Genomic DNA, 13,071 nt, shown 5'->3' on the forward strand with positions numbered 1-13,071 from the left:
CCGGAAAAACGCTGAACGAACACATAACACTAAGAGCCCCGCAGGGCTCATAGTATTTGTAGTGCAAATCTTACTGTTTGGCTAATGCCTGCCAGGTACTGACGACAGTATCCGGGTTTAATGAAATACTGCTGATACCTCGCTCAAGCAGCCATTCTGCCAAATCAGGATGATCTGAAGGACCCTGACCACATATACCGATATATTTATCGGCTTTGTGACAAGCTTTAATCGCCATATCCAACATTGCCAAAACGGCTGGATCGCGTTCATCAAACGCTTTAGCAATTTGTGCTGAATCACGATCCAGGCCAAGTGTCAGCTGTGTCATATCGTTAGAACCGATGGAAAATCCATCAAAGAATTCAAGGAACTGATCGGCAAGTACTGCGTTTGAAGGTAATTCACACATCATGATCACACGCAGACCATTTTTACCACGTTCCAGTCCGTTCTTTTTCAGAATCTTAATAACAGCTTCAGCTTCAGTTAATGTACGAACAAAAGGAATCATGATTTCGACGTTGGTTAAGCCCATTACATCGCGGACACGTTTGATTGCTTCACATTCCAGTTCAAAGCAAGCTTCGAATTCAGGCGAACTGTAGCGTGCCGCACCACGAAAACCAATCATCGGGTTTTCTTCGTGAGGTTCAAATTGCGCGCCACCAATCAGATTGCCATACTCATTCGATTTAAAATCGGACATACGTACAATCACTTTAGATGGATGAAATGCTGCAGCAATGGTCGAAACGCCCTCAGTGATACGACTGATATAAAACTCAACCGGATCACCGTAGGCGGTGGTTCTTTCTTTAATTATCTGTTGTACTTCAGCATCCATTTTATCTGCGGCCATTAAGGCTTTAGGGTGAATGCCGATAGTGTTATTGATAATGAATTCCAGCCGGGCCAAACCAACACCATCGTTAGGCAGTTGTGAGAAACTCATGGCACGATCCGGATTACCCACATTCATCATGATTTTGACGGGTAATTCGGGCATTTGATCCAATGACTGAACACGGTGTTCAAATTCCAGAAGCCCCTGGTAAATATAACCTTCATCGCCTTCAGAACAGGAAACCGTTGCCGAAATGCCTTCAGCGACTTTTTCAGTGGCATCGCCACAACCAACGACTGCCGGAATACCTAATTCACGCGCAATAATGGCTGCATGACAGGTACGTCCACCACGATTGGTTATAATCGCGGCTGCTTTTTTCATGATCGGTTCCCAATCAGGATCGGTCATGTCAGTTAATAAAACGTCACCGGCTTCAAATTGATCCATTTGATCCAGGCTGCTCAAAATCCGGACCCGGCCGCGGCCTATTTTTCTGCCAATCGCGCGACCTCTTGCTAATAACTCACCTTTGTCTTTCAGGATGAATTGTTCAGTGACATTTACACTGCGGCTTTCAACAGTTTCGGGACGTGCCTGGACAATATAAATCTGACCATCATTGCCATCTTTGGCCCACTCAATATCCATTGGTCTTTGATAATGCTTTTCGATAACCATCGCCATGCGGGCCAATGACTCAATTTCTTCATCATTCAGACAAAAGTGTAATCGTTCTTCGGGGTCTACATCGACGGTTTTAACGGGTGATTTATCGTCTCCGGAATAAATCATTTTCAGCGCTTTCTGACCGAGTGTTCTGCGTAATACCGCCGGGCGTTCAGCCGCCAAGGTTGTTTTATGAACATAAAACTCATCGGGATTTACCGCACCTTGCACGACCATTTCACCAAGGCCGTAACTACCGGTGATAAAGACGACATCACGAAAACCACTTTCTGTATCCAACGTAAACGCGACACCGGCAGAAGCGATGTCAGAACGCACCATCTTTTGAATACCAGCAGATAAAGCTACTTCACTGTGCTCAAAGCCCTGATGATCGCGATAGGCAATTGCCCGATCGTTGAATAGCGACGCAAACACTTCTCTGATGGCAAACTTGATATTGTCTAAACCGGAAACATTGAGAAAGGTTTCCTGTTGACCGGCAAATGATGCATCCGGTAAATCTTCTGCAGTTGCAGATGAACGAACAGCCCAGCTGGTTGACGTACCATATTCTTGAACTAGTTTGTGATAAGCCTCATCAATCGCGGCTTCCATTTTTTCGGGATAGGGAATGGTCATGATCCAATCACGGATGGTTTTGCCCGCTTTTTGCAGTGCCACGACATTGTCCACATCCAGTTCACGTAATAAATCGTTTATCTGGTCTTGTAGCCCGTCATGTTTTAAAAACTCTCTGTAGGCATCCGCTGTGGTTGCAAAACCGCTTGGTACGGCGACGCCCAAAGGTGCTAAATTCTGCAACATTTCGCCTAAAGACGCATTTTTTCCACCAACTCTCCCGACATCATTCATGCACAACTTATCGAGTGGAATTACATATTCGGTCATGACAACTACCTTAAATTTTTAGTTTTATTAAATGTAATGGTTGATTCGCGGATGCGCTCACGCGCAAGCCCCATGGAGCGAACAACACGGCTGGATATTTCTTCAATAGAGGTATTCGTAGTATCAAATACCGGAATATCAACTTTCTCAAACATACTCATTGCTTTATCTAGTTCTCGCTGACAGATTTCCAATGAGGAGTAATTACTGTCAGGGCGACGTTGGCGGCGAATACGACTCAGGGGTACAGGTTTAATGGTCAAACCGGCAAGTTTATGCCGATGAATTTTCAGATACTCCGGCAGTTCTTCTGCTTCCAAATCTTCCGCGGTCAACGGATAGTTAGCCACTTTAAGGGAAAAGTTCATGGCTAAATATAAGCTGGTAGGCGTTTTACCGCAACGTGAAACACCCACTAAAATGATATCAGATTCTTCATATTGATCCGGGCGAATGCCGTCATCGTGAGTCAGTGCATAGTCAATCGCATCCAGACGTTTTTGATAGGTGGTATCACTGATCGAAATTCGTGAAACACCTTGTTTCTGAGAAGATTGCACCTGAAGAAACTCTTCCATAGAACCGATAAACTGATGAAACAGGCTGATTACAAAGCCATCACAATCTTCGATAATCTGTTGGGCTTCGTTATTCACTAAGGTGCTGAAAACCAGAGGCGGTAGATCAGATTCTGTACACAGCGCGTTAATTTGTTCGCGAGCATCTTCTGCTTTTTCTTTGGTATCGACAAAAGCCAGTGTAATTGTTTCGAACTCAATTTCAGGAAATTGCGCTAATAAGCACTTTCCATAAGATTCTGCCGTTAAACCGGTACGATCCGATACAAAAAAAACGTTTCTGATTGGTTGGTTATAATTTTCGGTTAGTTCACTCATCTAGTAATGATGTGCTGAAATGGCTGTTTTGATCAACAAAAAGTTTGGAGGCGCTGGGGGCAAGCTTGAATACAAATTTTAGAAAACGAAGATAACTCTTTGTATCGTAAATTACGAGCGGTTATTACCTATCATATTGCGCCGAGAGAACATGAAGTTTCTGACAGAGTGGCAATGCTGAATGAACGTTATTTTGCGGCATTATTAATGGTCATTCTGGACATGTTTTCGCCGGTAAAACTGTCAGGTTTGCCAATTTAAATGTGTAGTAAGAAGGCTTTACGCAAACGCCCCAATGACATAAATATGCAGAGGCTGGGTTTTCTATTTAGCAGGGAAACGATATCCGACTGTTTGCTGCTTTAAACCGCTGAAACTGAATTATAAAAAACAAATGTCCTGAAAGAATCTTATGTTCTATTCCTCAAGGAATATGAATTCAGATCCAACTTCAGGACATCAGTGTCTGCTTATGTTTCATAGCCACTACTGTAGGGATTCTTTATCTGGCCCAACAACTGCCTTGGAAATGACCCTAAAGCACCATCAAAATCAGACCAGTTTAACGAGATCTGACCCTTAAAATGTTCAGGCCATCAATAAACCGAAAGCTACAAGCCCTATGCAGGCGAGCGACATAACTATTATAAATTCGATGAAATGTTCCATTAGCCATTCTTCAAGTTTGTGCATGATAAAACTCCTTAATAACGGTTAGATATTTCGTCTATCCGTTATCAATTATCAAGCTGTATCACCCAGAAGGCATTGATCTGGATCAAATCATAGCCATTAGGTTTATCCTTGATGGCAGGCCATTTAAAGCTAATTCTGAACTACGATAAATACCATCCGATTGCGACCAAACCCAACCAGAAAACGGTGAATAGCAGAATGATATGTGGAAACTTCTGCATCAAAAATTCATCAATCTTTTTTAACATTTTTGCCTCATACACCAATCATTTTCGACTAATAAAGATACCATCTGCAAATTGATTATGCCAGTCAAAAACAATGCTTCTTCCATGATTTCAATGATATGGCCGGTGATGCAAAAGAATTAAAAATATTTCTTGTGTATGCAGTAAAAATTCTCTATATTTTCTCTTCTCGTTATATTCTCATGTCAGGTGAAAAGTATGCTAACTAAAAGACAACAAGACACGCTCAACTTTATTCGCCAATACATTAATGAAAATGGTGAAGCACCTTTAGTCACTGAAATTGCCGAGGGGCTGGGTATCAGTTCACAGGGTACCGCTCACAGATATATTCAGGCTTTGATTGATGGTGGCTATCTGGAACGGCTGACAGGCAGAACGCGAGGGTTGAAGTTGAATGAGCAGGTGTTTTCAGAGCAATCACTGGTTTTCCCGATGATGGGAAAAATCGCGGCCGGACGTTTGATCGAGGCCGTAGCCGATGAGTCTGAAATTGACCTTGGTAGTATGTTCAAAGGGAAAGGTCGTTATGTCTTGAAAATCAGTGGTGAATCCATGATTGGCAAAGGCATCATGTCGGGTGATTATGTGGTTGTAGAATCAACAAGACAGGCAAGGCATGGTGACATGATTGTGGCACTGGTTGATGGTTATGATGCCACCCTTAAAACCATGCTGGTCAATAAAGATGGCACCATTACCTTAATGCCGGCAAATGAAGCGTTTGAACCTGTGACGATTGATGCTAAACGACTCAGTATCCAGGGGGTAGTGGTGGGGCAGTTGCGAACTTATCCCTGAATAGCGGTTGCGTGAAACTTAACAGCCGGTTTTTACCTGGCAGGCTTAACCATACTGTTGAGTATAGTAATAATTGGTTGCTTCGACATAACCCGCGATACTGCCGCAATCAAAACGATGTCCTTTAAACTTGACTGCCAGTACCGGTTTTTCCTGAGCCATTGCCCGTATGGCATCGGTGATCTGTACTTCGCCATTGGCACCTGGGGGAGTATTACGCAGGTAATCAAAAATATCGGGCGTCAAAACGTAACGCCCGATAATGGCCAGATTACTGGGCGCATCTTCCGGTTTAGGCTTTTCAACCATATCGGTAATGCGATAAATATCGGGTTCAATTTCATCACCGGATATCACACCATAGCTACCGGTTGCGTCGGCTGGAACTTCTTCTATTGCCACGATGCTGCATTGATGTTTCTGATAAAGATCGACTAACTGACCTAATGCACGTTTGCCACCGGATTCAGGTGTAGCGCATAAATCGTCTGCCAGCAATACCGCAAAAGCTTCATCACCGATTATGGGCTCACCAGTGAGGATGGCGTGTCCCAAACCCAGCATGGCGCGCTGACGCATGAAAATAAAATCACATGCATCCATCACATTGCGAATGTCATCAAGATGAGACTCTTTGCTCGTTCCGTAAATCTGATGTTCCAGTTCGAAACTGGTATCAAAATGGTCGGCAATCGCTCTTTTACCCCGTCCGGTAATAAAGCCCATACTGTGCAATCCAGCTTCCATGGCTTCTTCTACACCGTATTGGATAAGGGGTTTGTTAACGATTGGCAACATTTCTTTAGGCATCGCCTTGGTGGCCGGTAAAAAACGTGTGCCGTAGCCGGCGACGGGGAAAAGGCATTTACGAATTGAAACGTTTGCTGTCATGAATATGGGTCCTCGTAAAATTTAGTGGCGGAAATCAGCGATTACTCAACCACGCGCATTGATAGGGAGATAGCTGAATTTCAATTTGCCAGGAATCGATAGCCTCACCACTGACAAGATCATGCCAATCATCAGTTGCAACCAGGTTGAGATCGGCGATACGAAGCGTTTGCGGTTGATCAGTGATATTAAATATACAGAATATACTTTGCCGGCGGTCAATACTTTGTCGCCAGAAGCCAAATAAGGCATCGCCAAGTTGTAGGGTATATTGCGTTGCGTTGGGATGAAATGCTGAATGTTGAGTGCGAAGCGTAATCAACCCTGTGAGTTTTTGGTATATCTGAGAGTGATTATTGGCGGGATGTTTAAGAGCTGTCCGAATGGCAGAATCATCCCACTGATGGCGATTGATCGCGCGATTATGCTGATGTTTCGCAAGCCGTTGATAATCATTTCCAGTGGCTAACAGGCTATGAATATAAATACCCGGGATACCCTCCAGGGCCAGCATAATCGCGTGTGCGCAAATAAAGCGGGCTTGTTGCCATTGGTCGGGACCTTTTACTGTTCCTTGCAACGCATCAAATAACGCAATATTGATCTCATAGGGTTTTTTGATGCCATTTTCCGCGGCACGCCAGGAGATTTCACCACCAAATCCCTGCATGGTTGAAATCAGTGCAGCGATCTCATTATCAGTCAATAATCCTTCAGCAGGACGCAAGCCAATACCGTCATGAGAGGCAATAAAATTAAAATAAGCCGTACCATTCTGAGCCGGCGGCATACTCATCAGCCATTGGCGTAAATAACGGCAGTTCCCACTAATCAACGTATTTAATAATAGTGGTGGTAATGAGAAGTTATAAATCCAATGTGCTTCATTGGCATTGCCGAAATAACTCAGATTTTCCCGGTTCGGAATATTGGTTTCAGTAATGATCACGGCATCACTCTGTGCCTGCTCAATCAATAAGCGCAGCAATCGGATCAGCTCATGTGTCTGGGGAAGATTAAGACAATTGGTTCCAGCCTGTTTCCATAAAAATGCCACAGCATCCAAACGAAACAGGCGAACTCCCTGATCCAGATAAAAGCGAATAATCTTTACAAAGGTTTTCAATACTTCAGTATTACGAAAATCAAAATCCACCTGTTCATGACTGAAAGTACACCAGACATGTTTAATACCTTGAGCCGTTTCAGTTTGTCTTAACAGTGGCGTAATACGTGGACGCACAACCAGAGAAACAGGGGTATCCGCCTCACAGGTATAAAAAAAATCGTGACCTTCACCCTGACCGGCAATAAAGTTCTGAAACCATTGGCTGCTGCTTGAACCATGATTAATGACCAGATCAGCCATCAGCCGATAATCTTTTGCGATGGCATTAATATCTCCCCAGTCACCCAATTCCGGATTGACCTGAAAAAAATCTTTTACCGCAAAACCATCATCACTGCAGTACGGAAAAAACGGCAGGATATGCACGGTATTAATGCAATCCGCAAAATAATCGTCCAAAAAATGTTTAAGTGTCTGTAGGGGGGATTCACCCGTTTTTAACACACTGTTGCCGTAGGTGATCATGGCAATATCACTGGCCTGCCATTTATTCTGATGTGGCTGAGGGGACTGTGCCTCAGGGTTTACCCGCATAATGGCTAATAACTCATTGGTCAGGGCAGCAAGCATTTCAGGGTCTTTAAGCTCGCCATACACAGTGTTCAGGTGATAAAGCACATTTTGAAATACAGCTGGCCGTTCAGATGTTGATGTCATGGTCATCCTTTAACCGGAAAATTCCTGATAGTCGTCTTCCACCGCCTGATAGATGCGTCCAAAAATATCCGGCAAAGCACTTTGCACCCGGTTCCAGCTGGGGATGAAAGGTGTTTCCATCGGGTTTTCCAGAAAAATCTGTCCGGCATCCATGATATTTCGGGCAAACATTTCCACCGAGGCTTCTTCCTGATGAATATCGAATTTCAAGCCATTCATTACGGCATCGTTTCGATAGGTTTCTACAAAATCCAGTGCGATTCGATAATAGGTGGCTTTGATACTGCGGAAATGTTCAGGACTGAACACGGTGCCTTTGGTGGCAAGTTTACGGAATAATGCTTTAGCAATATCTATCGACATCTTCGACAAACCGCCTTGCTGATCTTCGGGAGACAGATCCTGGTGTTTGTGGTCATAAATATCGGCAATATCTACCTGACATAATCGGTTATTGGCATAGTTTCGATGCATTTCAGATAACACACCGATTTCCAACCCCCAGTCACTGGGGATACGGATATCGCTTAACACATCACGGCGGAACGAAAACTCGCCGGCCAATGAATAGCGAAAGCTATCCATATAATCGAGATAATCACTCGGCCCCATGACCGATTTCAACGCCCTTAACAGGGGAGTAATTAATAAACGATTCACCCGACCGTTCAGTTTTCCTCCGGAAACCCGCGCGTAATAACCTTTACAGAATTCATAATTGAACATTGGATTGGCAACAGGATAAATCAACCGGGCGAGCAGTTCAGTGTTGTAAGTGACGATGTCACAATCATGTAAAGCAATTGATTCAGCTTTACCTGAGGCTAAAATATAGCCCATGCAATACCAGACATTGCGCCCTTTCCCAGCTTGATGCGGAGCCAGATTCAAAGCCTGCAATTCAGCATCAATAGCGCTTAATCGTGGTCCGTCATGCCACATTATCCGATGATGTTGTGGCAGATCATTAAAAAATGCCAAAGCATGTTTAAACTCATCAGCATTGGCCCGATCCAGACCAATCACAATTTCTGACAGATACGGGACGGTTCTTAATTGTTGCACAATCGCTGGAAGAGCTTCACCTTGCAGCTCTGAGAATAAAGAAGGTAATAATAATCCCATCGGCCGTTGCTGACTGAACTGCAATAGATCCTGTTCCAGATCAGCCAGATGACGATGCGTCAGATTATGTAGCGTTGTAATAATGCCATTTTGATGAAAGTCTGCCATGGTGGCCTCTTGTAATTTTAGTGCACGAATGCCGTGCTTATATGCAGCTGTTGCAAGACTTGCTGTACACCTTCTGCCCACCCACGCGGCCCGCAATGTGAAGCCTGCATGACATTGTTATGGCGCGTTAAGGAAGGTAATGAATTGACGGGTGAAGGAATTAATAAAGCCATGTCCGCGGTTTCCAGCATGGCGACATCATTCTGGCTATCACCGATCGCCAGACTGGTAAAACGTTTATCCGGGCAAAAATGTTCGTAAACCTGTTTCAACCATTGAATGGCGCAACCTTTGTCGCATTGTCCTGAAACATGTAAAAAGCGACCGCCAATCAAAACTTGAGCACCACGTTTACGGACTTCTTCAATAAATTGTTTTTGTTTACCCGGATTGCCATGCCATGCCAGAGCTTCACCGTATTGTCTTCTGGCAGCGCGGGCCGCGGCATGCACATCTAAACCGGTCATGGCGATAATGCCGTCAATTCCTGCCTGGGCAAACGTGGTGAAGTCATCATTGAATAAAGGTTTAACCGAATTAATTATGGATTGCCAGTGAGCGCGTGGTTGTACAAATTCTTTTATCCAGTACTTACCGGAGGTTTTGGTATCGGCTGGCTGGCTCGGGAAATAATTCACCGGAATAAACACTGCAGCCCCGTTTTCACAGATAAAAGGATGAAGATTATCCAGTGATTCACTGATCTGTTCGATTTCAGACTGGGTTTTGCTGCTGACAGGAATGAGTGGTATTTGCAGCTGTTTAAGTTTTGCCAGTACCGGGTCGGCTTCATCATGACGATAATTATGATGATCCAGCAGGCTACCATCCAGATCGGTAAACACCAGCAAAGAGGCCTTAGGACATGATGCCTCTGGCACAGATTGTTTAGGACGCTTCAAGGCCACGATATCCCTTTCTATATTGAGTTCAAATACATAGTCCATTTGTTCAGGCAATGTATCCAGACAGTGCTGGGTGACCCGCTGGTAATACTGAACAAACCGTGCGATATCATCAGCATCCATGATTTTATTGTTCACTGTACTGACTGTTTGTTGCAGCTTTTCTTCCTGTTCCAGACGCCAGTCATACACACAATCAAAATTAGGTGCCTTAAGCATGATCCAGCTATCCACCCGTTGAAAAAGGGCAGGATATTCCTGTTCAAGCTTTTCATTCACAAAACGTCGCCAGTAAACATCGGGATCTTCACTTTGTTCCAGCAGATTCATTGGTTCCGTTAATACATCTTCTGGTTGGGGACAGGCGCCCATGCACCAGCCTTCCAATACAATAAACTTTGGTGCGTATTCCAGTACCGGCCATTGCTCAACAGGAAAACGATCATCATGTGCTTTATCAAACCGTGGAATCGCAACATTTTTTCTTTCCGAGAGCAATTTATCTATAGTTGCTAATGCCAGTTCAACATCATGCGTTCCGGGCACGCCGCGAGTCGCTAATAAAGGATGAACGGTATTGGCTAAATCAATTCGTTGCTGATGCGTGAGATAAAAATCGTCTAAGGATAAAGCGATAGCGGATTGATGATGCTGGGTAGTCAGCAAATGCACTAAACATTCAGCAAGTGTACTTTTACCGGAGCCTTGCGCACCATGGATACCGATGATTATGGGGCGTTTTGCCCTTTTTTGGTGCAAAATCAATTCATCAGTGATGACGCTAAACCAGTCATCAATTTGTTTTGCATAGTTGGCTGAGAGCTGATGCGTACTCAGGAAATTCTGAATGTTTGTAGAAGGATTGACCATCACCATTGCCTGTTCCAATCGATATTGAAACAGCCTGACGCAAGTTTCATACCGATAGTGTGAAATTTTCCTCAACGTTAAGTATGAGCCTAAATAATGCGTATTGCTTCTATCGGCTTTTAAACCATTCTGAATCCCGATTAATCCAAATTGAAATTCATCAAATGCAATCGGCTGTTTGAGTATGGATATTTTTCATGGGAGATATTCGGCTCGGACAATTTATTCCTGGTCATTCAGCTTCTTGATTTTTACAGAGCGTCAACAACGTCGACATAACCGCAAAAAAAAAGGGTAAACCCGAAGGTTTACCCAAAGCTCAGCACGCAGCGAGAGAGAACGAACATGCACTGAAGAAAACTACAATTTTGTTATTGCATTAACGATGCCAAAAATATAAATCATTTAAAAACAGTCTCTTAGTGTTTTATGTTGAGTTGAGATTCGTTTTTTCGCACCACAAAACAGCATCTTTGCACCTCCGCAGCGCATACAAACCAGTGAGCCATGAATTTTTCCCGGATTTTTGTCAGTCAAACATTTCTGTTGATAACAAAATGAGATGGGATAAATGAATAAACTGCTTAGTATTTGGTTTTTACTGTTTTCAGCGTCGCTTACCGCTGCCGATATGCAAAGTAAGCAAAGTTTGATTACAGATTGTTATCAGGAATGGCAGAGCAGGGGATGGACATTAGGTGAGGATAAGCGCCCTGCTGCAAATATTGTCGGGTTTCGAGAGGGTATTATGCGGATATGTGAAGTCCGAACAGAATTATTCTTACAGGGGGAAAATGTTTCTCCTTACATTCAGGGGCGTCTTCGTGATCTGGCTCCTTATGTGTTCACAGCAAGTAAGGAGGATCTTAAACAACGCATCCTGCAAGTAAATGACCAGACCGGTTATCCAGGCGGAGCGGGTTTTTTATCTGAATGATTAAGCTTGAGAGCTATCCATCTATCACAGCTGGAAGCTATTTTTACGAGCAGCTGGGTGAAGATGCGATGCAGTCATTTAGATAAGAAATTTCACCAGACCATCAGATATGATTAAATGTCCTGTCCGGAACCAATGGGGCGATAAATAGCGCTTCAATGATTCTGTAATCTGCGGTCAGATGCCAAAATCAACCATCCTGAATTGATGCCAGACCATTTTTTCAAGTTATTAAGAAAAGTTAATCATGATCCAATATCGTTTTGTTAAGTTGCTTATTCCGGTTTTTGGACTTTTCTTGCTAGTCACAATGAGCAGTGGATGTTCGGAGAAAGCGGACAACGAATCTTCAGCCATGTTCAGGGCAGATAGTCAGCGAAGTGGTGACTTTCTTACCCAGGGACCAAAGCAAAAACCTGAAACGCTTTGGCGTTATCATGCAGATGAGGGTGCGGCCTCATCCCCGGTCACCAGTGGCAACCTGGTATTTTCGGGACGTTTTGATGGACTGATGCTGGCTTTGAATAACAAGACGGGTCAGGAGCAATGGCAATTTGCCACACAAGGCGGAATTTTTTCTACGCCGGCCGTTGCTGAAGAGCAGGTTATATTTGGTAGTGATGATAAACATATTTATGCCTTGAATAAATTCAGCGGCAGCTTTTTATGGGCATTTGAAACGCAAGACCGGGTGTTTGCCTCGCCATTGATCGCCAAAGGCACCGTATTCATTGGCAGCCTTGACCATCATTTTTATGCAATTGACCGGCATAGTGGTGAGCTCAAATGGCGAATCAAAACGAATGGTCAAGTGGATTCGTCTGCAGCAATTAAAGATGATCGGTTGTATTTCGGTAGTGATGATGGCGCTTTGTATGCGGTCACTACTGATGGTGAGGTGTTATGGACCTTGGATACCGGAGCAGCGATAGATGCGTCTCCAGTGATTTCTGAAGAAGATAATATGCTTTATGTCGGCAATGATGCCGGAGTGTTGTTTGCTGTGGACCTCGAGTCAGGCAAACCAATATGGACCTTTGAAACAGGTTCACGGCTGTTTGCTTCACCCGCTTTGAAAAATCAGCAGATTATTTTTGCTGCAACAGACGGTCGGGTATTTTCCTTAAATAAGGAAAGTGGAGAACCATTTTGGCAATTTGACGCTCAAGCCGTTGTGTTTTCATCTCCGGCAATTGCAGGTGAACAGGTTTACTTCGGTTCAATGGATGGTTATTTGTATGCGCTTGATATAAACAACGGTGAACAAACATGGCGGTTTGATTCCGGATGGGCCATATTTGCCTCACCGTTTGTCGATAATGGAATACTTTATATAAGCAGTGATGATGGGGATTTATTAGGGCTTGTTGATCCTTCATA

At 43.9% G+C, this 13,071-nt stretch carries 10 protein-coding genes; 4 read left to right on the forward strand and 6 right to left on the reverse strand.

Features of this window, described 5'->3' with window-relative positions; genetic code table 11:
* Nucleotides 1-70: 70 nt before the first annotated feature.
* Both ppsA and B2W60_RS02785 read right to left on the reverse strand, forming a co-directional pair.
* Nucleotides 71-2,428, reverse strand: coding sequence for a phosphoenolpyruvate synthase (gene ppsA, locus B2W60_RS02780; RefSeq protein WP_292361740.1), 2,358 nt, complete (start codon nt 2,426-2,428; stop codon nt 71-73).
* 5 nt (nt 2,429-2,433) lie between these two features.
* Nucleotides 2,434-3,324 (reverse strand): pyruvate, water dikinase regulatory protein, encoded by an 891-nt coding sequence (locus tag B2W60_RS02785; protein WP_292361741.1) that lies wholly within the window; start codon nt 3,322-3,324, stop codon nt 2,434-2,436.
* A 99-nt stretch (nt 3,325-3,423) separates the two neighbouring features.
* Here B2W60_RS02785 and B2W60_RS02790 point away from each other — a divergent pair, with 99 nt between their 5' ends.
* Entirely contained in the window at nt 3,424-3,585 is a 162-nt protein-coding gene (locus B2W60_RS02790) for a hypothetical protein (RefSeq protein WP_292361742.1), read from the forward strand.
* 881 nt (nt 3,586-4,466) lie between these two features.
* Entirely contained in the window at nt 4,467-5,069 is a 603-nt protein-coding gene (lexA, locus tag B2W60_RS02795; protein WP_292361743.1) for a transcriptional repressor LexA, read from the forward strand.
* Nucleotides 5,070-5,114: 45 nt separating this feature from the next.
* Here lexA and galU read toward each other — a convergent pair whose 3' ends face one another.
* Genes galU through B2W60_RS02815 form a run of 4 tightly spaced genes read right to left on the reverse strand, consistent with a single transcriptional unit; the run spans nt 5,115 to nt 10,754 of the window.
* Nucleotides 5,115-5,960: a UTP--glucose-1-phosphate uridylyltransferase GalU gene (gene galU / locus B2W60_RS02800; RefSeq protein WP_292361744.1), complete on the reverse strand. Its 846-nt coding sequence runs from the start codon at nt 5,958-5,960 to the stop codon at nt 5,115-5,117.
* A 34-nt stretch (nt 5,961-5,994) separates the two neighbouring features.
* Nucleotides 5,995-7,746, reverse strand: coding sequence for a sugar phosphorylase (locus B2W60_RS02805; protein ID WP_292361745.1), 1,752 nt, complete (start codon nt 7,744-7,746; stop codon nt 5,995-5,997).
* Between the two features lie 9 nt (nt 7,747-7,755).
* Nucleotides 7,756-8,979 (reverse strand): glycosyl transferase, encoded by a 1,224-nt coding sequence (locus B2W60_RS02810; protein WP_292361746.1) that lies wholly within the window; start codon nt 8,977-8,979, stop codon nt 7,756-7,758.
* Nucleotides 8,980-8,996: 17 nt separating this feature from the next.
* Nucleotides 8,997-10,754: an HAD-IIB family hydrolase gene (locus B2W60_RS02815; RefSeq protein WP_292361747.1), complete on the reverse strand. Its 1,758-nt coding sequence runs from the start codon at nt 10,752-10,754 to the stop codon at nt 8,997-8,999.
* 571 nt (nt 10,755-11,325) lie between these two features.
* On the opposite strand from B2W60_RS02815, the gene B2W60_RS02820 reads away from it, so the two are divergent.
* Both B2W60_RS02820 and B2W60_RS02825 read left to right on the forward strand, forming a co-directional pair.
* Nucleotides 11,326-11,691 carry a hypothetical protein gene (locus B2W60_RS02820; protein WP_292361748.1) on the forward strand — a complete coding sequence of 122 codons (366 nt, stop codon included), beginning with the start codon at nt 11,326-11,328 and terminating at the stop codon, nt 11,689-11,691.
* A gap of 310 nt (nt 11,692-12,001) precedes the next feature.
* On the forward strand, nt 12,002-13,071 hold a 1,070-nt coding region (locus B2W60_RS02825), incomplete at its 3' end, for a PQQ-binding-like beta-propeller repeat protein (RefSeq protein WP_292361749.1).

Origin of the sequence: Methylophaga sp. UBA2496 (assembly GCF_002341635.1) — a bacterium.
Classification (GTDB): domain Bacteria; phylum Pseudomonadota; class Gammaproteobacteria; order Nitrosococcales; family Methylophagaceae; genus Methylophaga.

Bases quoted from the DNA above. Each gene is read 5' to 3' on its own strand.
- B2W60_RS02785 (WP_292361741.1), bottom strand. From the start codon at position 3,324: ATGAGTGAACTAACCGAAAATTATAACCAACCAATCAGAAACGTTTTT.
- B2W60_RS02815 (WP_292361747.1), bottom strand. From the start codon at position 10,754: ATGGTCAATCCTTCTACAAACATTCAGAATTTCCTGAGTACGCATCAG.
- B2W60_RS02810 (WP_292361746.1), bottom strand. From the start codon at position 8,979: ATGGCAGACTTTCATCAAAATGGCATTATTACAACGCTACATAATCTG.
- B2W60_RS02805 (WP_292361745.1), bottom strand. From the start codon at position 7,746: ATGACATCAACATCTGAACGGCCAGCTGTATTTCAAAATGTGCTTTAT.
- lexA (WP_292361743.1), top strand. From the start codon at position 4,467: ATGCTAACTAAAAGACAACAAGACACGCTCAACTTTATTCGCCAATAC.
- B2W60_RS02820 (WP_292361748.1), top strand. From the start codon at position 11,326: ATGAATAAACTGCTTAGTATTTGGTTTTTACTGTTTTCAGCGTCGCTT.
- galU (WP_292361744.1), bottom strand. From the start codon at position 5,960: ATGACAGCAAACGTTTCAATTCGTAAATGCCTTTTCCCCGTCGCCGGC.
- ppsA (WP_292361740.1), bottom strand. From the start codon at position 2,428: ATGACCGAATATGTAATTCCACTCGATAAGTTGTGCATGAATGATGTC.